General features: G+C 72.0%; 21 protein-coding genes. 14 read left to right on the top strand and 7 right to left on the bottom strand.

Annotated elements, in window-relative coordinates:
- Positions 1–58 precede the first annotated feature (58 nt).
- Together IU369_RS17335 and IU369_RS17330 are read right to left on the bottom strand one after the other, a co-directional pair.
- Complete coding sequence (locus IU369_RS17335; RefSeq protein WP_217922236.1) at positions 59–436, bottom strand: PRC-barrel domain-containing protein; 378 nt, start codon at positions 434–436, stop codon at positions 59–61.
- Between the two features lie 132 nt (positions 437–568).
- The gene (locus tag IU369_RS17330; RefSeq protein WP_217922235.1) at positions 569–1207 is read right to left on the bottom strand and encodes a DsbA family oxidoreductase; all 639 of its coding nucleotides are present in this window, start codon (positions 1205–1207) and stop codon (positions 569–571) included.
- Positions 1208–1272: 65 nt separating this feature from the next.
- Between IU369_RS17330 and IU369_RS17325 the strand changes: the two genes are divergently transcribed.
- From IU369_RS17325 to IU369_RS17310, 4 genes are all read left to right on the top strand, one after another.
- Positions 1273–2412, top strand: coding sequence for a CvpA family protein (locus IU369_RS17325; RefSeq protein WP_217922234.1), 1140 nt, complete (start codon positions 1273–1275; stop codon positions 2410–2412).
- 31 nt (positions 2413–2443) lie between these two features.
- A complete protein-coding gene (locus IU369_RS17320) occupies positions 2444–2803 on the top strand; it encodes a hypothetical protein (RefSeq protein ID WP_217922233.1) in 360 nt (119 codons plus the stop codon).
- 204 nt (positions 2804–3007) lie between these two features.
- Positions 3008–4645, top strand: coding sequence for a VanW family protein (locus IU369_RS17315; protein WP_217922232.1), 1638 nt, complete (start codon positions 3008–3010; stop codon positions 4643–4645).
- Positions 4646–4655: 10 nt separating this feature from the next.
- On the top strand, positions 4656–5330 hold the full coding sequence (locus IU369_RS17310) for a hypothetical protein (protein ID WP_217922231.1): 675 nt from the start codon (positions 4656–4658) through the stop codon (positions 5328–5330).
- Here IU369_RS17310 and IU369_RS17305 read toward each other — a convergent pair.
- The 3 genes from IU369_RS17305 to IU369_RS17295 form a co-directional block, all read right to left on the bottom strand.
- Complete coding sequence (locus tag IU369_RS17305; protein WP_217922230.1) at positions 5327–6199, bottom strand: PAC2 family protein; 873 nt, start codon at positions 6197–6199, stop codon at positions 5327–5329. The two genes, IU369_RS17310 and IU369_RS17305, sit on opposite strands and share 4 nt — an antisense overlap.
- 79 nt (positions 6200–6278) lie before the next feature.
- On the bottom strand, positions 6279–6452 hold the full coding sequence (locus IU369_RS17300; protein WP_217922229.1) for a hypothetical protein: 174 nt from the start codon (positions 6450–6452) through the stop codon (positions 6279–6281).
- 168 nt (positions 6453–6620) lie between these two features.
- Entirely contained in the window at positions 6621–7982 is a 1362-nt protein-coding gene (locus tag IU369_RS17295; protein WP_217922228.1) for a DUF11 domain-containing protein, read from the bottom strand.
- A gap of 212 nt (positions 7983–8194) precedes the next feature.
- On the opposite strand from IU369_RS17295, the gene IU369_RS17290 reads away from it, so the two are divergent.
- The gene (locus IU369_RS17290) at positions 8195–9766 is read left to right on the top strand and encodes a hypothetical protein (RefSeq protein WP_217922227.1); all 1572 of its coding nucleotides are present in this window, start codon (positions 8195–8197) and stop codon (positions 9764–9766) included.
- Positions 9767–9817: 51 nt separating this feature from the next.
- Here the strand turns inward: IU369_RS17290 and IU369_RS17285 are convergent, their stop codons facing one another.
- Positions 9818–11896, bottom strand: a complete 2079-nt coding sequence (locus IU369_RS17285) for a TolB family protein (protein ID WP_217922226.1) — start codon at positions 11894–11896, stop codon at positions 9818–9820.
- Between the two features lie 69 nt (positions 11897–11965).
- A complete protein-coding gene (locus tag IU369_RS17280; RefSeq protein ID WP_217922225.1) occupies positions 11966–12856 on the bottom strand; it encodes an HNH endonuclease in 891 nt (296 codons plus the stop codon).
- Between the two features lie 222 nt (positions 12857–13078).
- On the opposite strand from IU369_RS17280, the gene IU369_RS17275 reads away from it, so the two are divergent.
- From IU369_RS17275 to brxC, 9 genes are all read left to right on the top strand, one after another.
- A complete protein-coding gene (locus tag IU369_RS17275) occupies positions 13079–13705 on the top strand; it encodes a hypothetical protein (RefSeq protein WP_217922224.1) in 627 nt (208 codons plus the stop codon).
- Between the two features lie 18 nt (positions 13706–13723).
- Positions 13724–14653, top strand: a complete 930-nt coding sequence (locus IU369_RS17270) for a hypothetical protein (protein ID WP_217922223.1) — start codon at positions 13724–13726, stop codon at positions 14651–14653.
- Positions 14650–15246 (top strand): HD domain-containing protein, encoded by a 597-nt coding sequence (locus tag IU369_RS17265; protein ID WP_217922222.1) that lies wholly within the window; start codon positions 14650–14652, stop codon positions 15244–15246. The genes IU369_RS17270 and IU369_RS17265 overlap by 4 nt, the downstream gene beginning before the upstream one ends.
- Positions 15246–15770 carry an HD domain-containing protein gene (locus IU369_RS17260; RefSeq protein WP_217922221.1) on the top strand — a complete coding sequence of 175 codons (525 nt, stop codon included), beginning with the start codon at positions 15246–15248 and terminating at the stop codon, positions 15768–15770. Before IU369_RS17265 ends, IU369_RS17260 begins: the two co-directional genes overlap by 1 nt.
- Before the next feature lie 257 nt (positions 15771–16027).
- Positions 16028–17317: an SIR2 family NAD-dependent protein deacylase gene (locus IU369_RS17255; protein ID WP_217922220.1), complete on the top strand. Its 1290-nt coding sequence runs from the start codon at positions 16028–16030 to the stop codon at positions 17315–17317.
- A 95-nt stretch (positions 17318–17412) separates the two neighbouring features.
- Positions 17413–20148, top strand: a complete 2736-nt coding sequence (locus IU369_RS17250; protein WP_217922219.1) for a DEAD/DEAH box helicase — start codon at positions 17413–17415, stop codon at positions 20146–20148.
- Positions 20149–20454: 306 nt separating this feature from the next.
- Positions 20455–21252, top strand: a complete 798-nt coding sequence (locus tag IU369_RS17245) for a hypothetical protein (RefSeq protein ID WP_217922218.1) — start codon at positions 20455–20457, stop codon at positions 21250–21252.
- A complete protein-coding gene (locus IU369_RS17240) occupies positions 21249–21809 on the top strand; it encodes a DUF1788 domain-containing protein (protein ID WP_217922217.1) in 561 nt (186 codons plus the stop codon). The genes IU369_RS17245 and IU369_RS17240 overlap by 4 nt, the downstream gene beginning before the upstream one ends.
- Positions 21806–25270, top strand: a complete 3465-nt coding sequence (gene brxC / locus IU369_RS17235; protein WP_217922216.1) for a BREX system P-loop protein BrxC — start codon at positions 21806–21808, stop codon at positions 25268–25270. The genes IU369_RS17240 and brxC overlap by 4 nt, the downstream gene beginning before the upstream one ends.
- Positions 25271–25275 lie beyond the last annotated feature (5 nt).

Below are 25275 nucleotides of genomic sequence, written 5' to 3'. Positions count from 1 at the left end.
CGGACGCACCTCCGCACGCGTCCGTGCCGGCATCGCCCCGAGGGCGTGCCGGCCGCCGTCACGTCCCCCAGCGCACCGTCCGCACCAGCGTCGGATCCGGCTCGCCGCCGACGTCCGCGAGCGGCGTGTCCGGGCCCTCCCGCAGCGCACCCGCCTGGGAGAAGTGGCGGCGCACCGCGACCTCCACCGCCACGGTGGGGGCGCCGGCGTCGGGGCAGACCGGCGCGGAGCGGACCTCGGCGCGGGTGTACGGCACCTGCAGCTCCACGTCGAGCGGGTCCGACGTGGCGACCACGTCGTCCAGCGGCACCAGCGCCTGGCCGCGCACGCGTCGCCCGACGGCGACGCCCATGTAGCGGATCGTCCCGGTCGCGGCGTCGACGTACAGGTCGACGACGCGGCCGGCGATCAGCCCGTGCCGGTCACGCACGGTCATCCCCCGCATGTCCTCGGGCGCGGGTAGATCCTCCACAACCTGTCCTCCTCCGACGGCGTCCCGCCGGAATCTCCCATGCCGGGGGGCTCCCGCGCCCGGCACGGGGCGTGCCACACTCCCCGGATGCCCCGGTCAGCCGCCCGCCGGACCCTCGGCGCGCATGGCCGCCACCTGCTCCAGCGCCCGCGTGAAGACCTCGTGCGGCTGCGCCCCGCTCACGAGCAGGCGGCCGTCGAGCACGAACGCCGGGACCGCCGAGATTCCCGCCTGCTGCGCGTGGCGGGTGGATGCGTCGACGGCGTCGCGGAAGAGCCCGGCGTCGACCTCCTCGCGCGCCTGCGCCGGGTCGAGCCCGACCTCCGCGACGATCGGCTCCAGCTCGTCCCAGCCGCTGATGTCGCGCCCCTCGGTCCAGTAGGCGTCCATGACCCGCTCGTGGAGCGCGTCGCCGACCCCCTGGGCGCGGCCCCACTCGATCAGCTCGAGGGCGCGGCGGGTGTTGGGGATGCGCTCGGGGTGCGGGTTGTACGCGAGCCCGGCCTCCTCGTTCATGCGCCGCACGTTGTCCTCCGCGCCGGGCGGGAAGCGCCGCATCAGGTCGGCGCGGGCGATGCCCTCCGGCGGGTACTCGGGGTGGAGGTCGTACGGGAGCCACTCGACCCGCGCCCCGGCGTCGCGCAGCCATGCGGCGCGCTCGCGGGCGACGTTGCAGAACGGGCACACCACGTCGCTCCAGATCGTGACGTGGACGGGTTCCTGGTCCTCGGCCACCGGCTCCTCCGTGCTCTGGGGGGACGACGACCCCAGCGTAGGCGGACGCGCGGGCGGGCGCCCCGGTGACGCCCGTCGACGGGATCGTGATCGCCTGGATGGTGATCTGGGCGCTGTTCGGCACGTCGCGCGGGCTGATCGAGCAGGTCGTCTCCCTCACCGGGCTCGCGGCGGGGGCGATCGCCGGCTCGCGCCTCGCGCCGCTGGCCCTGCCGGACGGGCGGGAGTCGGTGTGGCTGCCGCTCGTCTCCCTGGGGGGCGCGATCGTCGGCGCGACCCTGGTCCAGGCGGTGCTGCTGACCCTCGTCGCGCCGCTGCGCCGCCGCGCGATGCACGGGTCGGCCCGGCGGTTCGACCGCGCCGGGGGGCTGGTGGTCGGCGCGCTCCTCGGGCTCGCCCTGGCGTGGCTGATCGCCGCCGTCGCGCTCTACCAGCCGGGTGACCGGGTGGCGGCCCTGCGCGGCGAGGTGCAGCGCTCCACGATCCTGAGCGCGGCGCTGCGCGCCCTCCCGCCGGACCGGGTGCTGGGCGCCCTCGCCCGCGTCGACCCGTTCCCGCTGCTGCCGCTGCCCGCGGCGGTGCTGCCGCCCCCCGACGCGTCGGTCTCGGCGAGCGCCACCGCGGCCCGCGCCCAGGGGTCGGTGCTGCAGCTGCGCGGCCGTGCCTGCGGGCTGGTGAAGCAGGGGAGCGCCTGGGTGGTCGCCGACGACCTCGTGGCGACCAACGCCCACGTCGTCGCCGGCCAGGCGACGACGGAGGCGATCACCCCGGACGGCCGCACGCTGACGGCCCGCGCGGTCCACGTGGACGGCGACGACGACGTCGCCCTGTTGCGCATCGACGGCCTCGGCCTGCCGTCGCTGCCGCTCGGCGACGCGCCGCGGACCGGCCAGACGGTCGTGCTGCTCGGCTACCCCGGCGGCGGTGCGCTCACCGCCGAGACCGTCACGGCGGCGGGGCCGCGCACGGTGTTCGCGCCCGACGCCTACGGCGACGGCGCCGGTGCCCGGAGCGTCGTCGTCACGGCGGGGAGCCTCGGACCGGGCAGCAGCGGCGGGCCGGTCGTCGACCCGTCGGGCCGGGTGGTGGCGATGATCTTCGGCGGCAGCCCCGACGGCGACTCGGGAGCGGCGGTGCCGCCGGGACCGATCCGCCGCGGGCTGGCGGGGCCGCTCACCCCGGTGGGCACCGGCCCCTGCGCATGACCGCCGGGCCGTCCCGCGCTACCCTCGGTACGTGGTCGAGCTGATCGTGGTGGCCCTCGCGGTCGGACTGCTGGTGGTGGCGGGTGCGTCCGCCCGCCGGACCGCGCTGCGCCGTTCCCGGGCCGCCGCCGAGGCGGTGCTCGACGACCTCGCCGCCGCCGCGTGCGCGCACCTGGCGGCGGGGCGCGACCCGTCGTCGTCGCGTCGCGCGGGCCGGGCCGTCGCCCGGTACGAGCGCACCGGGGCCCGGGTCGCGGCGGCGCGGAGCCGTCGCGAGCTGGACGCGCTCGTCGCCCGCCACCGCTTGCGCACGGCGGCGGAGCGGATGGCCGCCGACGGCCTCCGGCGCGTCCGCGACGCCCTCCGGGAGGGCGTGCCGGCCCGCCGTTAGTGCCCCGATGCGGACGTTCGGTGGCACTTCCCGGCTGCATCGCGGCGCGATGCTGCGTCCTCGGCAGGCCCGGTATTCCCGATACCGGGCCTGACCTGCGTCCTTGCCTCGCTTGCGATTCGCTCGGGAACTGCAGACGAACCTCCGAATCGGGACACTAGGCCGGGCCGGCGGGACCCGGCCGTTCGGGCCGGGGTGCGGGTGGTGGCACACTGGGCCGTCGTGCGCCTCCCCCGTCCACGACGCCCCGAGACCCTCGTCGCCGTCATCGCCGGTCTCGTCGTCCTGCTCGGGTCGGTCGGGCTGGTCGCCGTGCGGGTCGCCTCGGCCCCCTCCGACCGCGTGCCCGCCGGCGTGACGATCGCCGGCGTCGACGTCGGGGGGTTGAGCGCGTCGGAGGCCGAGCGCGCCGTGCTCGCCGGCGCGCCCGACCCCACCGGCGACGTGGAGATCGTGTTCGAGGGGGAGCCCGGCTTCCCCATGTCCGTCCCCGTCGGCGACCTCGGCCCGGTGCCGCGGGCGCGCCTGGCGGTGCAGACCGCGCTCGAGACCCCGTCGTTGTGGAACCGCATCCGCGCCGAGGTGGGCTGGGAGGCCGGTCGTGACGTGCCGCTGCGGTACCGGGTCACGTCGGCACGCGCGAGGGCGCTCGTCGCCCGCGTCACGGCGGCCGTCGACACCCCGGGGCGTCCCGCGCGGGTCGGCGTCGGGGGCGGGCGGGTCGTCGTGACGCCGGCGAAGGCGGGCCGCGCGGTGGACCCCGCCGCGCTGGAGCGGCGCCTCGGCACCCTGGCGCGCCGGGTGGAGCTCCCCGTCGTGGTGGTGGAGCCGACGGTCAGCGACGCCCAGGCGCAGGAGGCCCGTGCCACGGCGCTGCGGATGGTGTCCCGGAAGGTGCGCGTCACCGGCGGCGGGCGGTCGACGACGGTGGACCGGCCGACACTCCTGTCGGCGCTGCGGTTCCCGGCGGCGGACGGCGGGGGGATCGCGGTGGAGCTCGACCCCGCGACGATCGCCGCGGCGGTGGCGCCCGCCTACGACGGGGTGCTGCGCGAGGCGCGCTCGGCGACGTTCGCAGTGTCCGGCGGCCGCGTGCGGGTGCTCGCGGCGACCGAGGGCCGGGAGCTGGACGCCGCGACCCTCGCCCGCCGCATCGAGGCGCGGACGGGGACGCGCCCGGTGCGCGTCGCGATCACCGCCGTCGCCCCCGCCCGCTCCACGGCCGACGCGCAGCGGCTGCGGATCCGCGAGCAGGTGAGCGAGTTCCGCACCCCCTACACCTGCTGTGCACCGCGGGTGACGAACATCCGGAAGGCCGCCGAGATCCTCGACGGGACCGTCATCGCGCCGGGCGGGACGTTCTCCCTCAACGAGGTGCTCGGCGAGCGGACCCGCGCGCGCGGGTTCGTCCCGGCGCCGCAGATCAACGCGGGGGAGCTGGAGGACGCCGTCGGCGGCGGGGTCAGCCAGGTCTCGACGACGACGTTCAACGCGGCGTTCTTCGCGGGCATGCGCATCGTGACCCACACCCCCCACGAGTTCTGGATCACGCGGTACCCGCCGGGGCGTGAGGCGACGGTGTCGTGGGGCGGCCCGGAGATGGTCTTCGAGAACGACTGGCCGGCGGGGCTCCTGATCACCGCCGAGGCCGACGACTCGGGCATCACGGTGCGGATGTACTCGTCGAAGCTGGGGCGCCGCGTCGCGACGGAGACGACGGGCGACCCGGTGGAGGGGACGGCGTTCTCGGTGGCGTACACCCGCAAGGTGTGGGCGGGCGACGAGCTGAAGCGCGACGAGCGGTACACGTGGTCCTACAAGGCGCCCCCCGCCGGCGAGTAGCGTCCGCGCAATGGGTGACCGGCTGTCGGATGCGTTCCCCGTCGTCCAGGCGTTCGACGACGAGGTCGTCCGCGCCGGGTTCCGGCCGGCGCAGATGGTGCTGCTGGCGTTCCTCGTGACGTTCGGGTGCGTCCGTGGGTACGCCCACATGACCCGCCGCGGCATCGGCCCCGGCAACCTGTCGCTCGGCGACACCCGCATCCACCACCTGGTGCCGGGGATCTTCCTCCTGCTGGGGGCGGGGTTCACGGAGATCGCGTTCGACCCGGATCCGCCGTGGTGGCTGTGGTGGCTGATCCCGACGGCGTTCGGCGTGGGCGCCGCCCTGGTGCTCGACGAGTACGCCCTGTGGCTGCACCTCCGCGACGTCTACTGGACCGAGGAGGGCCGCCGCTCCATCGACGCCGTGATCGTGGCGACGGTCCTGATCACGATGGTCGCGCTGGGCGCGCCGTTCTGGGGGCGGGTGATCTCGGGCGCCGACCCCGCCGGGGGCGTCGCGATCGTCGCCTACCACGCCCTCTCGGTGGTCACGGCGGTGGTCTGCCTGGCGAAGGGCAAGTGGGTGACGGGGGTCGTCGGGTTCCTGCTGTGGCCCGTCGGCCTGGTCGGGGCGATCCGTCCCGCGCGCCCCGGCTCCCGGTGGGACCGCCGCCGCGGACGGCCGGCGGAGGGGACCGGCTAGGCCGGGTCGTCCCGTTCGCGGAGGAACTTCTCCAGCTCGGCGGCGAGCTCGTCGCCGGTGGGAAGGTCCTCCTGGGGGCCGTCGCCGGCACGCTCGGCGGCGTCCTCGAGCTGCTCGACGAGCTGGCGTAGTCGCGGCTCGGCCTCGACGGCGCGGGCGACCTGGTTCTCGAAGGAGTCGGCGGCGCGTTCGAGGTCGCCGGCCTCCACGTCGATCCCCGTGACGCGCTCCAGCGCGCGGATGAGGGCGAGGCTGCCCTTCGCGTTCGTCAGCCCGGCGGCGTAGTGGGAGACGGGCGCCCACATCGAGACGCTCTCGAACCCGGCCTCGGTGGCCGCATGGTGCAGCACGCCGACGATCCCGGTGGGGCCGGCGTAGCTCGGCGGCCGGAAGTTCATGCCGGAGATCAACGCCGGGTCGGACGCCATGCCGGTGAGGCGGATCGGGTGGTTGTGGACGACGTCGGCGAGGAGGGAGCCGAGCGTGACCACGCGGCGCACGCCGAGGGTGCCGGCGGCGTCGAGGAGGATCCCGCAGAAGGCGCGCCACCGCATCGACGGCTCCGCGCCGGCGACGAGGATGAAGTCGCGCGACGAGTCGGCGGGCCGGGCGACGAGCACCTCGACCTCGGGCCACACCACGGCGGCGTTGCCGTCGCCGCTCGTCAGGTCGATCAGCGGGCGGGTCGCCTGGAAGTCGTAGAACTCCTCGGGGTCGATCGCGGCGACCCGGGTGGCGGCGAACTTCTCGCCGAGGAACACGACGGCGCTCGAAGCGGCGGCGGCGGCGTCGTTCCATCCCCCGAAGGCGGCGACCATGACGGGATCGCGCAGATCGGAGGGGCGCTCATCCCAGTTCAGCTCGGCCATGGGGTGATGTTGACAGGTGGGGCGGCGCCGCGCTCCTGCGGCGCCGACCCCCCGTGTCAGCCTGCGTTCGGGTCCGGGATCAGCCGGCGGCCTCTACCGCGGCCGCGGCCTCGGCCATGCGCTCCCACGCCTTGCGCTCGGCGAGCTCGTAGTCGGCGGTCGTCGCGTAGAGGTGCGAGTTGCGGGAGACGGCGAGGTAGTCGCTGGTCGCCCGCTCGAGCTCTGCGGCGGGATCGAGGATGACACTGCTCATCGGTTCCCCCTCGGGTGCGTGGGTTGCCCGGTCGACATCGGCACGGACCGACCGGGAAACGAGGTTGGCAGATCCCCGGGGGGAATGCCCTTGGCCCGTCGGCTAAGTGATGGCCAAGGGTGCTCGCCGAACGGGCGGGCGTTTGGCGCCCGCCCGTCGCCGCATCCGTCAGAACCCCTGCTCGGTCTTGCCCACCTTCCGCACGATCGCGGTGGTGCCGGAGGCCGTCGCCGACCGGGCGCCGGCGTGCAGCGAGGCGCTGCTGCGGGCGATGCCGCCGGTGACCTTGCGGCCCACGCGGACCCGCAGGGTGAGGGTGGCCGAGCGACCCGCCTTCAGGGCGGAGAGCTTCCACGCGGCGGCGCCCTTCGCGACCCTCACGGTCGAGCCCTTCGGGCCGCGCCCGCTGATGGCGGCGACGCCGGAGCCGAGGCGCTGGCGTACGCGCACGCCGGTGGCGGTGCGGGCGCCGTTGTTGGTGACACGCAGGGTGTAGACGGCGATGCCGCCGGGGGCCGCCATGCGCGGGCTGTCCATGTCGAGGGCGATCACCGGCGCCGCGGGGCCCGCCGGGGTCACCGGGGTGGCGGGGGCGGGCGGCACGAACGGCGCGGCGGGGGCGAGGGGCGAGAACGAGCCGACGTCGCAGTTCACGAACGCCTGGGTGGCGGTGTCGGTGAGCGTGCCGGGACGCAGCAGCAGCTGGTCCTGGGGGGTCGTCTGGCCGCTGAGCTTGGTGGCCCGCAGCAGGGTCGGCGCGGACGTCGTGGCGGACACGGTGACGGAGCCGATGGTGGTGCCGCGGACCGCGGCGACGGCGCTGCCGTCCTCCTCGATGACGACCTGGGCGGGGGCGACGGTGCCGGTCCCCTCGGTCACGGACAGGTCGACGACGGCCCCGGGGGTGCCGGTGACGCGCACGAGCGCGTCCCGGTTGACGCAGGTGCCGCTGGCGGGCGCCTCGATGGCGACGTCGAGGGCGGAGGCGACCTGCCGGCCCATCGCGAGGGTGCGCAGGGCGGTGACGCGGGCGTTGAGGGCGGGGCTGCTGGTGGGGGCGTCGAGGCCGCGGGCCTGGCCGGAGAGCTGCCAGACGGCCACCTGGATCGCGCCGGCCTCGAGGGCCGGGTCGGCGGCGGCGGCGATGAGGTCGTCCTCCTGCGACAGGAGCCAGCCGGCGGCGAGGAACTCGGGGGAGCCGAGCTCGGGCGCGTCGGCGGCGGTCTGGAGGTCCACCTGGTAGTCGCGTCCGGTGACGATGTAGTGAGAGAGGTCGACGCAGTGACCGGACTCCTCGGTGGTGTCCGTCCCGACGGTGATGCGGTAGTGGTAGCGGGCGGGCCGCACGGCGACGCTGCCGCCGGCGGCCTTGTGGACGTCGACCTGGTTGTAGATCGGCGACGAGCCGAGCAGGCGGAACGTGGCCCGCTCGGCGGCGGAGGCGGAGGCGGCGAACGCCATGCTCAGCACGAGGGCGCCGAGCGCGAGGGCGGCGGGGGCCCTCCAGCGGGGTGTGCGGGGTCGGGACATGGGAACTCCTGGGCACGGGACGAGGAGAGAAGGACGGGTGCTGATCTCCACGTCGGAGTCCCCGGGCGGCGGCGACACCGCTGTCATGCGTGAGATGCGCCTCACTCATCCGCTGACGACTCCCTGACCGCCGCGGGGCGGGTCTGGCGCGGGCGGCGGGCGCCGGTGTTCAATCGAACCCGCCGTCCGTCCGTCCCACAGGAGGAGTCCCGTTGCCCCGTTGGCGCCCCCTCGCCGTCGCCCTCGCCGTCGCGTCCGCCGTGGCGGCCGCGCTGCCCATCGTCGCGTCCGCGACGCCGTGGGCGAAGATCTCGGGTGACCGGGTGTCCTCGATCGACCAGGGCGCCCTCATCCAGAACGGCCCGCGGGTGCTGGCGGCGTGGCCCGGCGGCGACGGCACGGACCTCGCGACGTCCATCGAGACGCGTGGCTTCGCGCCGACGCTCGCGCGGCCCGGGGCGGGGGCGAGCGCCATCGCGGCGGTGGATGCGGGCTACACGAGCATCTCCTCCCGTCCGGCCCTCGTCGCGACGCCGACCGGGGTCCGCGCCGTCTACGTCGGCACCCGGCCCGACGGCCAGACCCGCCTGTTCCTGAGCGACCCGTTGGCGGAGGGCGTCGCCCCGGTCGTGCCGGCGGGCGAGCTGATCCGCACGCGCGGCGGGGTCCTCGACGCCCTCGCGCTCGCCGATGGGACGCCGCTCGTCGCCGACGACGGCGCCGGCGCGCTGCGGATCGTGCGCGGAGCCCAGGCCGACATCGACGCCCCCGGTTCCCCGGTGCAGGCGCAGCTCGGCGGCAACTCCTACAACCCGGCGCTCGCCCAGGACGCCGCCGGGGGGATCTGGGTGGCGTGGTACTCCAACGCCGGCCCCGCCGGCGCCGGGATCTACCTGCAGGGCGTCGACCCGGCCACGGGCGCGCCGATCGGCTCACCGCAGGCGGCGCCGCTCAGCGCGAGCCCGGCGAACAACGCGACGCAGCGGGTCGCCCTCGTGGGGAACACGACGGGTGCCGGCGCGCGGGTCGTGTACGCGGCGCAGAACACGCCGACGGCGCCGCTGCGGCTGGTGTCGTGGTCGCCGGGTGAGGGCCCGACCACGGTGGCGCGGCCGGCGGAGCTATCCCTCAACACCTACGTCGCGGCGGCGCGCCACGCCGACGGGCGCCTGTGGGTCGCCTGGTACGACAACGGCACCACCACCGCGTCGGGCGGCACGACCGCCGGCTACGCGGCGACCCTCGGCAACGCCAAGGGCGCCGGCGGGACCGTCGTGCCCCTCGGCCAGCCGCCGCGGACCGTGGACGGCCGCGCCATCACGGTCCTCCCCCAGGGCGACAACCTCCTCGTCGCGGCCGTGGTGGAGACGGGCGCGGCGCGGGCGGCGCTGTGGGCGACGATGAGCCCCGACATCCTGATCCCGAACCCGCAGACGATCCGCTCCGGCCTCGCCACCGTCGTGGCGCCGAAGCGCGTGTCCATCAAGGCGCTGCGGGCCAGTAGGACGAAGTGCGTGAACGTCCGCGTCACGTCGAAGGCCGCGAGCCGCGTGCAGGTGTCGATCTTCTCGGGGACGAGGAGCATCCGCCTCTTCGGCCAGACGCGCGTCGTGTTCACGGCCCCCGGGTCGAAGGTCGTGTGCGTGAGGGTCCCCCTCCGGGCGAAGACCTTCGACGTCCGCACCCCCACCCGGATCGCCGTCGCGACGAAGCCGGGGGCGCGGCCCGTGCGTGGCGAGAAGCCCGCCACCCTCGGCGTCCGCAGCTTGAGGTTCTTCAACTAGCCCGACGAGTTCGGCCCGGCGCCATCGGGGGCGCCGGGCCCTCCCCGGCTCCTACGGCGCGACGATCCCGGGCGCCAGGTCGGCCGCCCCGATGGTGCCGTCGCGGAAGTCGGCGCCGTCGAGGCCGGCCGACAGTTCGGCGGTGAGTGCGTTGGCGCGGCGGACGGCGGCCTGGGCGACCTTCTGGTTGATCCGCAGCTGCTTGGCGCTCAGCTCGACCGCCCCGGGCCGGCCGGTCCCCGGGGGCGCGACGACGGTCACGGACGGCGGGACGGGGGTCCCGGCGGGGGCGAGCACGATGGCGAGGCGGTCGTGCAGGCGTCCCTGGGTGACGGCGCCGTCGATGACGTCGCCGCCGGTGAGCCCGGCGTCGAGGCGCGCCCGCAGGCCGTTGGCCCTCCGGACGGCCGCCTGGTAGATGCGCTGGTTGGTGAGGAGCTGGCCCTGGGTGAGCCGGAAGACGGCTCTCCCGCCGGGCCGGGGCGTGGCGGGCGTGATGGGGCGGGGGGTTGCGGCCGACAGGATCGCGAGGCGGCCGACCCGGGGTTCGGCGACGATGCCGGTCGCGAGGTCGGCGGGTCCGATCGCGCCCCCGCAGATGTCGCGGGCGGCGATGCCCGCGTCGAGCCACGCCTGGATCGCGGCGAGCCGTCGGATCGCCGCCTGGCCGATCCTCTGGTCGATCCGCATCTGCTGGCGCGTGAGCCGCACACGCCCGGGCGGGCGGGCAGCGGGCGGCGCCGGTGCGGGGACGGCGGCGCACAGGTTGGCGGGGGTGGTGGCCGCCGCGGTCGGTCCGAGGACGTCGCGGCGGAAGACGTTGAGGTCGATCCCCATGACGGGGGCGAGGTTCTCGGCGACGGTGTGGAACGCGACGTAGCGGCCGTCGGAGGAGATGGCGGGGGCGGAGGAGGGGCCGTTCCCCGGCGGCCCGGCGGGCCCGCCGCCGCGGCTGACGTAGCTGACGGCGCCGGTCTGCAAGTCGCGGGAGAAGACGTCGTCGGCGGGACCGTCCCCCACGCCGAGGTTGTCGGCCGCGGACGAGTACGCGACGTGGCGGCCGTCGTTGGAGATCACGGGTGCGGCCGACGGCCCGTCCCCCGCCGGTCCCGCCCCGGCGCCGCGGCTGAGCAGGGTCGTGGTCCCGGCGGCGAGGTCGCGGAGGTAGACGTCCTCGACGGTGTCGTCGTCCTCGGCCGAGAGGTTGTCGGCGGAGGACTGGAAGGCGACGAGGCGCCCGTCGCCGCTGATGTCGGGCGCGAGGGAGATGGCGTCGGCGGGGGCCCCGGCGGCGCCGGTGGCGCGGCTGACGTAGGTGGTGGTGTTGGTGAGGACGTCGCGGACGAAGACGTCCTGGACGGCGTCGTCGTCCTCGGTGGAGAGGTTGTCGGCGGCGGAGTTGAAGGCGACGTACCGGCCGTCGGCGGAGATCGCCGGTGTGCGCGAGTCGCCGTCGCCCGGCGCCCCGGCCCCGGTGGCGCGGCTGACGAACGTGGTCGTGCCGGTGACGAGGTCCCGGACATGGACGTTCTGGACCGTGTCGTCGTCGTCGCCGGCGAGGTTGTCGGCGGCGGACGTGAACGCGACGACGCGCCCGTTGGCGGAGATCGCGGCGTCGAACGACGACGCGTCGGCCGCCGCGCTGAGCAGGCCGGTCGCCCGGCTCACGAGGGTCGTCGTGTTCGCGGTGAGGTCGCGTACGAAGACGTTGGTGGCGGTGTCGTCGTCCTCGGCCGAGAGGTTGTCCGCCGTCGATTCGAACACGACGTACCGGCCGTCGGCGGAGATGGAGGGGTCGCTTGAGTCGTCGTCACCGCCGGCCCCGGCGGCACCCGTCGCGCGGCTCACGAGGGTGGTGACGCCGGTCCGCATGTCGCGGGCGTAGACGTCGACGGCGGTGTCGTCGTCCGCGTCGGACAGGTTGGCGGCCACCGACTGGAACACCACGATCCGTCCGTCACTGGAGATGTCGGCCGTGGTCGAGTCGCCGTTCGCCCCCACCCCGGTCGAGGTGCGGCTGACCATCTCGAGGTCGTCCTTCACGGCGACTGCGGGGGCGGCGACCGCGCCGGCGCCGACGATCGCGACCAACGCGACCGCGCCCCGGGGGGTGAGTCCTCTCCGCCTCACGCGCGTGACCCTATGGCGACGAGGTCTCCGCCGTCCAGATCCCTCCGCGCCGCCTCGCGGAGCCGCCGCTCAGGCGGCCAAGAGGAACCGCTGGTACCGCTCGTCGAGCCGCTGGGGGTCCGGGTGGTCGGTTCGCCGCGATGGCCGACGGATGGCGGCGCCGTGCATCCCCTTCAGGCCGTGTTCGAGCATCGGTCCATCGACCTCGTCCAGGAGGCGGTGGTTGATGTGCACTTCGCCGTCTCCCGTGATCCCGAGGAGGTCCCGGTCGTAGGCCGCGTGGTGGATCTTGCAGAGGCTGAGTCCGTTCGGGATGACGGGCTCGCCGCGCTCGTGGCGGTCGCCGATGATGTGCGCGGCGTCGAGCAGTTCCGCGTGCCCGAGGTGGCAGATGGTGCACCGCCCCGCGTAGGCGCGGAGCACGCGGACGCGGAACTCCGGCTGGTGGAGGCGCTGCCAGGCGACCCGCTCCGCGTAGCGGCGCTCCTCCTCGCGGGGGTTCTCCGGGTCGGTCACGAACCGCAGGCCTTCGTCGAGGGCGAGGACGAACTCGCGGCGCTGCACGTCGTCGCCGAGCACGTAGACCGGATAGACCGGCATGAAGACGCCGGGGATGATCGTCCGCATCAGGATGATGGGCAGCCCCAACTCGTATGCCTGGCGCAGCTTTCGGTTGTCGCCGTCCGTCGACCCGGCGCGGTACGCGTAGCGGAACAGGCCGCCCTCCTGGGGGCGGTCGTCGTAGGGGCCCTTCGGGTTGCTGATCACCGAGAGCGTCGCCCGGAGGTCACGCGGGTTCCAGATGCCGCGTGAGCGGTCGAGCAGCCGTCGCCGCTCGCCGTCCCCGAACGCGAAGTCCTCCAGCTCGGTACGACTGATCGTGCCACCCGTTGCGGCGAGCCGATCGTCGAGGCCGCGCATGATGCGCTGCCGCAGCGCGAGCTCGTCGTCGAGGTGCACGCGGGGAGCTCACCACCGACGCACATCGAGAGCAACCTCCGGCCACGGTACGTGCGAGCGAATCCGCCCGGGAACGTTGACGAACCGGAGCTCCTGGTAAGGCTTAGCCGCCAAACCATACGAAGGACCTCGTGAAGGCGATCCCATCGATCGATGCCTCAAAGACGCTCGACGTCCGGCTCCCGCTCGTTTCACCTGCCCCCTCCCGACCGAGAGTGCCCGATGCCCCTCCGCAACCGCGTCACCCCGTTCAACGAGATCGTCGCCGTGCCGGACCGCGGGCTCTTCATGGGCAACCGGGGGCGGCTTCACGAGCACGAGCGTGAGCCGGTGCGCCAGTACCGGGTGAAGCAGTGGATCATCTGCTGCACCGAGTTCGGCGGTCGTCGGCGCGAGCTGATGTCGCCGGGCCAGTACACCGAGCTCTTCTTCCTCGATGAGGCGACCGCGCTCGCCGCCGGCCACCGGCCCTGCGGCGAGTGCCGCCGGGAGGCCTTCACCCGCTTCCGCGACGCGTGGTCGGCCGGCAATGCCGGCGGAGAGCCGGTCGCGTTGAAGGACCTGGACGCGCACCTGCACGCCGATCGCTGGGAGGGGTGGGGCAACTACGGGCATCCCCGGCGCCACCGCGCCCTACTCGAGGACCTTCCCGACGGCGCGATGGTCGCTATCGACGGCGAGCCGTTCCTCGTGCTGGGCGGCGGGCTCCACCGCTGGACGCCGGGTGGCTACGCCGAGCGACGCCCGCGGGCGACCGGCGACGTCGACCTCCTGACGCCGCCGGGGACGGTGGCCGCCCTCGCCGCCGGCTACGAGCCCGAGATCCACCCCTCGGCTCGCGGGGAGTAAGAGGGACCACCCGCAGCGGTGACTCCTCCCCGGAAGCTCGCTCCCAGGAGGTCCGCCATTCTCGCCACCTGCCTCGCCGACGATGAGATCCAGGTCGGACCCCACCGACGGGTCTCGTTCCAGCGCACGCTCCGCATCCCCGACGACGACGGGCTGTACCCGCTCCCGCCCGGCCTGGGCCGGTTCCCGCTGCGCGCTCACGAGGGGCGCACGATCCTCCCGATGTACCGACGCGAGGCGCTCTGGATCTCGTTCGAGGGCGCGTGGTGGCGGCCGAGCGCGGTGAAGATCGGCGTCGGCGGGATCAACGCCGTCTCGGGGGAACCCCTCGACGGCGAGATCCGCCCCGGTCGGCAGGATTACCTCGTGTGTCCCGACCAGCCCTGGCTCGACGGCGTCAAGGCCGGCGAGGGGATGATCCGCCAGTTCGTCGGCGTACCCCTCGGCGACGGCGTGACGGTGGAGGGACAGCTCACGGGCCATGAGGCGACCGGCGGCATCCAGATCGTCGTCATCGAGCCGAAGGCAGGGCTCTTCCCCGACACCCCACCCGAGCGGGACGTCCGCCTGGGATCTGAGGCCGTGTGCTTCAGCACCCACGCCGACATGGGCCTCGGCGTCGGTGGCCGGATGCGGCAGGACATCTTCCCGGATGACTACGGCTGGGAGACGTGGGACCCGGCGCGGCGCGGCCGCGCCGACGTGCGCCTCGTTCACGTCGCCGACTGGGCGGCCCTGACCGGCGAGGCCCCGCCCCCCAACCCGGTGAGCGCGCAGGCCTACACCGATGCCGGCCTTCCCTGGTTCGACCTCTACTCCGAGCGCGGCGACCTCGGGGCCTCGGAGCGCCTGGCCACGGTGCGCAGCGTCGACCTCTTGGAGGGCGAAACCGGCGACCCGGTGTCGATCCCCCCGTGGCAGGTCGCCTTCGTGGAAGGCGATGCGTGAACGACGTCCTTGGACCGCGCTTCCGCGACGCCCTCGTCTACGCCGCAGAGGTTCACGCCGACCAGAGGCGCAAGGGTTCCGACACCCCGTACGTCAGCCACCTGCTCGCCGTCGCGGCCCTGGTGATCGAGGACGGCGCGGCCGCCGGCCAACTGTCGGAGGACGAGGTCATCGCCGCCCTCCTCCACGACGCGCCGGAGGACCAGGGCGGCAAGGAGCGCCTCGCCGACATACGCGACCGCTTCGGTAAGCGCGTCGCCGAGATCGTCGCGGCGTGCAGCGACACCTTCGAGACGCCGAAGCCTCCGTGGCGCGAGCGCAAGCAGGCCTACCTCGACCACCTGGCCGAGACGACCGACACCGGCGTCCTGCGCGTCTCGCTCGCCGACAAGGTCCACAATGCCCGCGCGGTGCTCGCCGACTACCGCGTGCTCGGCGACGAGCTCTGGCCCCGCTTCAACCGCGACGCCGACACCCCCTGGTACTACCGGAGCCTGGTCGCGGTCTTCTCCGAGCGGGCGCCGGGTCCCCTCGCCGGCGAGCTCGCGAGGACGGTCGCGGAGCTCGACCGCCTGATGGCCGAGAGCGACTGATGACGATCCCCCTGGAGCGGGTTGAGGCGGTACTCGCGCACGGCGGCAAGGCGCGGGAGTCGCACATCCACGGCGAGGATCATTGGCGCAAGGTCGCGATCGTCGGCCGTCATCTCGTCGCCTCCGAATCGGAAGCGGATGAGGAACTCGTGGTCCTCTTCGCGCTGATTCACGACATGCGCCGCGAGAACGACGACCACGACCCACAGCATGGGCCGCGCGCGGCCCTCCTCGCGCGGGCGCTCAACGACGACCTCCTCGGCCTGGAGCCGGACCGCCTCGAGCTCCTGACGGAGGTCATCGACGGGCACACGCGAATGGGCCCGAGCACTGACTCGACCATCGGCGTCTGCCTTGACGCAGACCGGCTCAATCTGTGGCGCGTCGGGATCACGCCGAACCCCCGGTTCCTCTCCACGGCGCTCGCCCGCCGACCCGAGACGATCGCGGGGACCCGACGGCTCAACCGGTCTCCGGCTCCGGACTGGCCGGACCTCCTCGCGACCAAGGTTTCCGTCTCGTGACCTCCTCCGCTCACGTCTTCATCACACGCGGAGATCTCACTGCCTTGGCCTGCGACGCATGGCTCGTCCCGAGCGACGTTACGGGCGTCGTGCGGCGCCACTGGCGGCACGCCGTCCCTGCGGGAGTGCCGCCCCTGCCGGAGGGATGGTCCAACGACGGACGGAGGGTGGCATCGTGGCCGGGCCACGATGCCTTCGCGCCACGTCCGTTGCTCGTCAACGTCGGAGGTCACGCCCGAACGCCGCCGGAGTGGTTCATGGAGGGCGTCCGCCAGTTCGCGGAGGAGGCGACCGCGGCCCTTAAGGGGGCCGAGCCTCTTCATTGCCGCGAGCGGCACCTCGTCGCCGTCCCCGTTGTAGGCACCGGCGCGGGTGGCGGGCGGGCGGTTAAGGGTGACGTGATCCGCCTCCTGCTCGAAACCTTGGACACGGCTGCTGCCCGCAACGACATCGACGTCGTGCTCGTCACCGGCGATGGACGCGGTTTCGCGGCCGCCCAGTCGGCACGCCGCCAGGTCGTTGCCGCGGGAGGGGAACCCTGGTCAGGGATCGACCCTGTCTCTGCGGACACAGCTCGGGAACTCGCCGCGGACGCCCTCGCCGGGCGGCTCGTCCTCTTCCTCGGCGCCGGCGTGGGTCTGGGGGCGGGCCTACCCCTGTGGGGAGAGCTGCTCGACCGACTCGCCGCGAGAGCAGGGATCACTTCGGACGAGCGCGACGAGATGCGTCGCCGCCTCACGCCAACAGACCGTGCGCTGATCATCGAGCGACGTCTGGAGGAGCAGGGCCAGAGGCTCGGCGAAGCAGTCGCCGTGGAGCTGGGACGAACAAGGTGCTCGTTGACCCACCAACTCCTTGCCGGCCTCCCGGTCCGCGAGGCGGCGACGATGAACTACGACGAGCTGTTCGAGAACGCCTGGAGGGCAGCGGGCAGGCAGCCCGCCGTCCTTCCGTACGAGCCGACGGCTGACCACGACTCCTGGCTCCTGAAGATGCACGGGACGGTCACCGAGCCGAAGGACATCGTGCTGACGCGCGACGACTACCTGCGGTACGCCGAGCGCCGCGCCGCCCTCGCGGGGATCGTCCAAGCCCTGCTCATAACACGCCGGATGCTGTTCGTCGGCTTCTCTCTGGCCGACGAGAACTTCCACCGCATCGCCCACGACGTTCGGCAGGCGCTCGGCTCCGTCGCCGAGAAGTCGACCTTCGCGACGACGCTCCTCTTGAAGGACGAGCCCCTTCTCGAGGAGTTGTGGCGAGGAGATGTGAACTGCATCGCCGTAACGCCCGATGGCTCTGACTCCGACCCCGCACGTGAGTTGGAGATCTTCCTGGACTACCTGCTCTTCTGCTCATCCTCCAACTCTGGGCACTTGCTCGATCCGAGCTTCGAGGGCGTACTAACCCCGGCGGAGCGTGCGCTTCGTCACCTCCTCACTGAGATGTACCGAACGGCGCCGGACCATGCGAAGGATGCTGCGGCGTGGACCGAAGTCACACGTCTCCTTAGACATCTGGGGTTCTCCGTCGAGTCAGAGAGCTGACCATGGGTGAGGTGAAACACGTTCCGGGTTCCGCAAGCAACCTGTATGTACGTTTGTCCCAAAAGCGGACTTCTCATGTCAAAGGGGGCTGAGACGTGACTGACGAGCGTGGCTTTCGTTGGAGCCGGATCCCTGACGCCGTGTGCTTCGCCCTCGTCGAGGCCGCAGTGCCGGGAGAGATAGAAACCGACGAAGCCGCGCGGACGTGGCTCACCCGGTTCGCGTCCGTTCCTTCTGTCAAGTTCCTCGGCGAGGGTGAGCGTGGGGAAACGGTCGCGCACGCCCTGCGCGACGCACTGACTCAAATCAGTCCGTACGCCCTCGAGAGCGCATACGGCAAGGCTGCGTCCGCAGGGCTCGTCCCCTCTCGCGGCAAGAGCCCCGGTGCGCGTGGCCAGGCACAACAGCTCGGCAGGTGTCGAGTGACCTCGCAGCTCCGAGCACTGCTTCTCGAGGTGTTGCTCGAGAGTGGAATGTCTTCTGTTCCGGACGGCCACGCGCGCCCCTTGTCGTCATTCATGCGCCTGCCGACCGATGAGGATCCCGTCGGTGGCCAGTTGCTCGCGCATCAGCGACGCGTGACGAGCGACCTGGAACGCCGGTGGCATCGCGATGGGTTCAGGATGCAGGGGCTCGTCGTCATGCCGACGGGGTCCGGCAAGACTCGGACAGCGGTGGACTGGCTGTTGGCCGGTCCGATCTCGTCGGGCGCCAAGACTCTCTGGATCACGCACAGCGTCTACCTGCTCGAGCAGACGGCGGGGGTCTTTATCGATCGGTCTCCGGTGGCCGCCCGGGAAAAGCCGATCGGGCTCCGGTTGATCGGCGGTGGGCACGGCGTCGGCAAGACCATCGGCAGCGACATGCACGACGTCGTCATCGCCACCGTGCAGTCCCTCCAACGCAAGGCGACGCTCGACAATGTCCGCTCCTGGATGACGGCGAACAACGTGGTGGTGGTCTTCGACGAGGCGCACCGCGCTGTCGCGCCGACCTGGTTCCGGCTGGTGCAGATGGCGACCGCCGAGACAGGCGACGCGGTCCTCGGGTTGACCGCGACTCCAGTGCGGATGGGCGCCGGCCAGACCGCGACCCTTGGGCGTCTCTTCGGCGCCCGAGGTGGTTCCATGGCCGACGCGATCATCAGCGAGGTGTCATTCGATGAACTTGTCGAGCAGCGGGTGCTCGCGAGGCCCATCACCCACACGATCTCGACGGAGATCGACCTCGAGGGCCTGCTGACCGCGGCTGAGCGCGGGGAGATTGAGAAAACATTCGGAGACTTCCCGCAGCGCGTGCTGAAGCAGTTGGTGAAGCAGGCGCCGAGGAACCAGTCGATCCTCCAGGCCTACCTCGACGGTCCCGATGGCGACCGGTCCACCGATTTCGGTCGGACGATCGTGTACGCCGTCAACATCGCCCATGCCACGGTGCTTGCGACCCTCTTCAAGGACCGGGGTATCGCCTGCGAGGCGGTCCACACAGCGCGGAGTCGTGACGAGAACCGCGAGGCGATCCGTGCCTTCCGGGAAGGTGAGGTGCGTGTCCTCGTCAACGTCCAGATGCTGACGGAGGGCATCGACGTCCCGGGGGCGGACGCGGTGTTCCTGACCCGCCCGACGTTGAGTCTGACGCTGTTCAGCCAGATGGTCGGACGAGCCTTGCGCGGGCCGAGGATGGGCGGAACCGAGCAGGCCCACATCGTGGACTTCCAGGATCTGCTCGGCGAGTTCGCCTCGTGGCGCGTGACGTTCGCATCGCTCGGTCTGGACGGGACTGAGGTGCCGGTGACTCCCGGACCGCAGCCGCCGTTGGTGCCGTACGACCTCGAGCCACTGGTCGCGCTCGCCCTCTCGCTCGGCGAGGCACATCCCTTGCCCATCGGACGACGGTTCCAACGGATCCCAGTCGGCTACTACCTCATCGGCATCGACCCGCCGAGCAGCGAGGCGGAGGCCGAACCGAGGAGCGAGACGTTGCTCGTGTTCGATCACGAGCTCGACGGATACCAGCGCGTCGCCGCGGAGGTCGAGGCAGGCTCGGTCGATGCTTTGAGCCGGGGATCATGGGGCCGGTTCTTCGACGATCTTCCGCACCCTCACCCGCCTGACGAGAGCCTGTCGCGTCTTCGGGAGTTCGTGCTCAAGACGGAGACGATGCCGATGTTCGTCTCCCTCGATCTCCGTGACTCACTCGATCCGGCGACTGTCGCTGCCGCAATCGTCGAGAAGGGCGGTCGCGGCTTCGACGACCTCTCCCGCGGCACGAGGGAGGCGTACGACCTCCAGCCCAGCGTCGTGGACAGGGTCTGGGGTGGACCCGACCAGTTCGCGCACGACGTCCGGGAGGAGTGGGTCCGCCTTCTCGAAGGACGCCCGGTTGCGCTTGAGCAGCGACGCCTGCGACTTCCCGTCGCACCCGCTCAGGAGGTCTGGTCGTACGGGAACGGGGCGCTCGACCTCGACGTGCTCCTCGGCGAGTTGGTCAACAACCGGGAGCTGTTCCCAATTCCGCTGCCCCGCCCACCGGGGTCCGTGAGATGGACGACGAAGCCCATCCGCGACTGGGCCTTTTACCGCTTCCGCGACGAAGCTATCTTCATCAACTCTCTCTTCGATAGCCGCGACCTCGAGGAACCGGAGCTCGTACGGTTTCTCCTCTTCCACGAGCTCCTGCACCACGAGCAGAAGCTCTTCCTCGGGCACACAGGGACGGAGCCCGACTCCGTCGCCCACGGCCAGGCGTTCTACGAGCGCGAGCACACGTTCCCCGACTTCGCGCGGCTCGACGCTTTCATGGACGACTTCCGTCGTCGCTTCAGTGCGGGGTGACAGCCGCGTTGCGCCCTCAGATGACGTTCGCTGCGGCATCGGCGCCCCGCGCACAGGTAGGCCGTGAAGGCTGAGTCGCACACGCGACCTTCCGATCGAAGGCGGTCAAGGAGCGAGTCGCGAGAAAGTCGGACGCCGGGATGTCGTCGGCGGCGATCCCGCGTCCCGGCGGTTCCAGAACCCGCCGCGCCTGCGAACGGACCCGGCCCGGTCCGAGGCGCACGATACGGTGAGAGCGATGAGTTCGATCAGCGACCGCTCCTGCCGCCCCTACGCCTGCGCGGGATGTGCGCAACGACGTTGTCCGTGACCGAGGTGGGGTCCACCTGGCATTCGGAGATCGTCCCCGGGAACGTCCCGGGCGGCGCCAACACCAGCCACACGATCATGATCCCGTCCCTCGCCGTTCTCCTCGAACACGTGCCCTCCGATGCTCGCCACGAGGCGTATGAGCATGAGGCCCTGGAGAACAACGTGCTCGGAAAGGGCACCGAAGGCTCGCGCCGGCGGACCTTCCGCTACCTGCGCGAGCTCTATCTGCTCCGCCCCGATGCCCTTCTCTTCCGGGCTTTGCGCGATCTCTGGCCGGTCGATCCGCTGGCGCGACCACTACTCGCCGGTCTGTGTTCGACCGCCCGCGATCCGGTTTTCCGGGCGAGCGGGGCCGCGATCGTCGGTGCTGCGCCCGGTGAGCTCGTGACCTCTGCTGCCCTGGCGGAGGCTGTGGAGGAGCGCTACCCGGGGAAGTACGGCGCGACGACCCTCGCGAAGATCGGGCGCAATACGTTCTCGTCATGGGAGCAGACCGGGCACCTCGTTGCCGGCGAGAAGCGAGCCAAGACCAGAGTCCGGGCCGATTGTCGCCCTGCGGACGTCGCGTACGCGCTTCTTCTGGGCTACGTGGACGGCGGCCGCGGGCAGACCCTCTTTGAGACGCCGTGGACCAAGGTTCTGGACCGGCCCACCGCACAGCTTTACGAGCTCGCCTCCGCGGCCTCTCAGGCGGGGCTTATCGAGATGCGCCGAGCGGGTGGAGTCGTCGAGGTGGGTTTCGACGCCCTGCTCCGCCCGTTCGAGACCGAAGCGCAGGGGACGCTGGTGTGAGCTACGTCGACGACCTCGTCGCCGCCTACGCCCGGTTCGTCGCCCTGCCGTGGCAAGCGAGCCTCGCCGGGCCCCAACGCGTGTGGATGGCGATCTACCCGCCCGAGAACGAGCGCCGCGTGCGGCTGCACATCCAAGCGTTCCAGACCGCGACGATCGAGGCCGGACACCAGTGGGCGTCGATCGATGTCACGACAGCGTTCGAGAGCTGGATGGCGCAGCACAGATACCGCGACTCCTACTTCAAGAACCCCCGAATGCTCTCGGGGGCCCTCCCTTCGTTTCTCGACGATCTCGCTCGCGACGTACGGGAGGACCTGTCGGCGAAGGGAACGCCCGACGGCGTCGTCGCGCTGCTGGGGGTGGGCGCGCTCTTCGGCCTCGGTGACGCGGTCAAGGTCTCCGCTCTGCTCGACCGAGTCAGCGACGCCATCGCCGGCAGGCTGCTCGTTCTGTTCCCGGGTCAGCACGAGGGCAACAGCTATCGCCTCCTGGATGCCCGTGATGGCTGGAACTACCTGGCGACCCCGATACTCCCGACCGGAGGCGCGAAGTGACGCTGCTCAACCGTGAGCTCTTCTCGGAGGATCCGACCCAGTACAAGATCCCCAACGACGGCGTCGCCCGGGTCCTCCGCGCGGAGACGCATCAGCAGCGCGAAGTCCTGCGGTGGGAGCTGAGCCGCTTCGTCTGCGAGGGGCAGTACGCGCGCGGCCTCGAACGCATCCTCGAGAGCTTCTTGATCAATCTCACCCAGGCGCAGCAGCCCGCGGTCTGGGTGAGCGGCTTCTACGGGAGCGGAAAGTCCCATCTCGTTCGGGTGCTCGAGCATCTCTGGCGAGACGTCGAGTTGCCGGGCGGGGAACGCGCTCGCGACCTGGTGAGGCTCACCGACGACATTCGGGACCACCTCGTCGAGCTGACGACCGAAGGCAGGCGTCGCGGCGGTCTGTGGTCCGCTGCCGGCAGCCTCGCTGGCAAGGGTGAGTCGGTACGTCTGGCGCTCCTTTCGGTGCTCTTCGAGAACGCGGATCTTCCCGAGGAGTACAGCCGCGCGCGCTTCACGATCTGGGCTCAGAAGAACGGCTACCTCGACGCGATCAGGACCGCGGTCGAGGCCGAGGGCCAGACGCTTGCGAAGGAGATGAACGACCTGCACGTCTCGCCGATCATCGCCGAGGCGCTCCTGCAGGCTGACCCCAGGCTCGGTCCCTCCGCGAGCGACGTGCTGGATCGCCTCGCGACCCAGTTCCCACCCGACCGCCCAGACATCACCGACGAGGAGATGTTCAGCGTCATCGACGATGTCCTTCGTCTGCAGTCCAGCGACGACGGGAAGCTTCCCCTGACGCTCATCGTTCTCGACGAGATGCAGCAGTACATCAACGACGACGGCGAGCGGGCGCTCGCCGTCCAGCACATCGTCGAAGGGTGTACCGCTCGGTTCGAAAGTCAGCTGCTGTTCGTCGCCACCGGTCAGAGTGCCCTGACAGCGACCGCAACCCTGCAGAAGCTCACGGATCGGTTCGCCGTCCAGGTCGCCCTATCCGACCGCGACGTCGAGAGCGTCGTCCGCGAGGTCGTGCTGCAGAAGAAGCCTGAGCATCGCGCGGCCCTCGAGGCGATCCTCGATGCCGAGAGCGGCGAGATCAACAAGCATCTCGGCGGCACCCAGCTGGCTCCTCGGGCAGCGGACAAGCCCGACCTCGTTCCTGACTATCCGCTGCTGCCGACACGACGGCGCTTCTGGGAGCACGCGCTACGTGCGATCGACCAGGGCGGCAAGTCCGGCGTCCTTCGCACGCAGTTACGCATCGTTCACGGGGCCGCGGCGCACGTCGCCGGTCGGCCGGCCGGCCATGTGGTCGGGGCGGACTTCCTCTACGACGAGCAGTCGCCGGGGATGCTCCAGAGCGGGGCGCTCCTCAAGGAGATCGACGAGCTCATCCGCGGCCTGCGCGCGGAGGGCCCCGACGGTGAGCTCAAGTCCCGCATCTGTGCACTGGTGTTCCTCATCTCGGAGATCCCCGCACGCACCATCGCCGGCGAGACGGGCCTGCGAGCGACCGACGTGTTCATCGAGGACCTCCTGGTGGAGGACCTCGCCGACGACCGTGCGCTGCTGCGGAGGAAGGTCCCGGAGCTTCTGGCGACGCTCGTCACCGACGGCTGCCTCATGCGGATCGATGACGAGTACCGCCTGCAAACCGAGGAAGGCGCCGAGTGGGAGAAGGCCTACCAGGTTGCCTTCGCCGACATCCGTGACGACGCGGCTCGGCTCGGCGCGTTGCGGAGTGAGCGCATCGTCGCATCCGCCGAGCAGGCGCTCTCCGGGCTCAAGGTCTTGCACGGCAAGAGCAAGACGGCGCGCACCCCGGTGATCCACTGGGAGTCGGGCCCGCCGGACGTCGCCGCGGGAAACGTGCCGGTCTGGATCCGGGATGGATGGTCCGTGACGGAAGCCTCTGTGCGGGACGCGGCAGCCGCCGCCGGTGACGAGAGTCCAGTGGTCTTCGTCCTGCTGCCCCGACACGACGCGGAGCAGGTGAAGATCACGCTGGCAAGCTACGCCGCAGCCGAGCAGACGTTGCGCCGTCCGCTACCGCAGACTGACGAGGGCAAGGCCGCACAGCGGGCGATGAAGACACGCCTTGCCGCGGAGGGCGAGCGCCTCGAGGCACTGTTCCAGGAGATCGTCGGCCGCGCGCGCGTCTTCATGGGGGGCGTGGGGGAGCTCACGGTTCCCTCGTTACGCGCGGGTGTCGAGAGTGCGGCCGAGAAGGCGCTCATCCGATTGTTCCCGAAGTTCTCCTCGGGTGACGACGCGAACTGGGGCAAGGTGGTGGTCAAGGCGCGCGAGGGGGCCCCAGACCCCCTTTCCGCGATCGGGTACCACGGCGAGCCGACCGCCCACCCGGTGTGCAAGGAGGTGCTGGGCTCGATCAGCGCCGGCGGCACGAAGGGCAGCGACCTCCAGCGCGAGTTCTCCGGCGCCCCCTTCGGGTGGCCGAAGGATGCCGTGGTGGGAGCGCTCCTGACCCTCGTTGCGGCGGGGAACGTTCGTGCAGCCCAGGACGGCACGGACCTCGCCGGCCCGAAGGAGCTACTCCCCACGCAGATCGGCAAGACGACCTTCTACAGGGAGGACGAGCCGCCGACGATGGAGCAGAGGCTCAAGGTGCGGGGGCTTCTGGGTGAGGCCGGGGTGCAGTACGAGACCGGCGACGAAGGCGTCCAGATCCCCGCATTACTCCAACGACTCAAGGACCTCGCCAGTCGCGCGGGGGGGCCGCCTCCCCTCCCTGAGGAGCCCGACACCGATCACCTCGACGCCCTTCTAACCTTGGGAGGAAACCAGCGGTTCAGGGCTTTGGCCGATGACCACGAGCGCCTGAGCGCTGATTTCCGCACGTGGCGAGCCAAGGATCAGGAGCGCGAGGCCCGGGAACGCCACTGGCGCGAGCTCGAGCGCCTGCTGCGTCACGCCGAGTCCCTCGATGTTGCCGCCCGAGTGCAGCCGGCGGCCACGGCGATTCGCGAGGGGCGTCAACTGCTCGATACCCCCGATCCGACCACTCCGCTCCTTCGCGAACTCGGCGACGCCTTGCGCGACGAAGTGACGCGTCGCGCTCAGGAGCTCGCGTCCGCCCAGGGCAACGCACTGAAGGAGTTGGAAGCTTGGCGCGAGTGGTCAGAGATCGACTCCATCGAGAGGGAGCGCATCCTCGCTGAGGCGCAGCTGACCACGGCCGAAGCGCCCGACGTCGGGAACAGCGAGAAGCTGATTGCCGCACTCGACACGACGCCCCTCAGCGCCTGGAAGGACAAGATCAGCTTGGTGCCTGGCCGCCGTGATCACGCGAGGCACCTTGCCGCCAAGCTCCTCGCACCCGAGAGCGTCACCGTCACGCCGCCGCCGGCTACGATCTCCGCCGACGGCGAGCTCCAGGCCTACCTCGACCAGTTGCGCGCCAAGATCCAGCCGCATCTCGATGCGGGCAAGACGGTGAACATCTGAGCGCG

Origin of the sequence: Miltoncostaea oceani, assembly GCF_018141545.1 — a bacterium.
GTDB lineage: Bacteria > Actinomycetota > Thermoleophilia > Miltoncostaeales > Miltoncostaeaceae > Miltoncostaea > Miltoncostaea oceani.
This window is presented reverse-complemented; position numbering and strand designations above follow the sequence as displayed.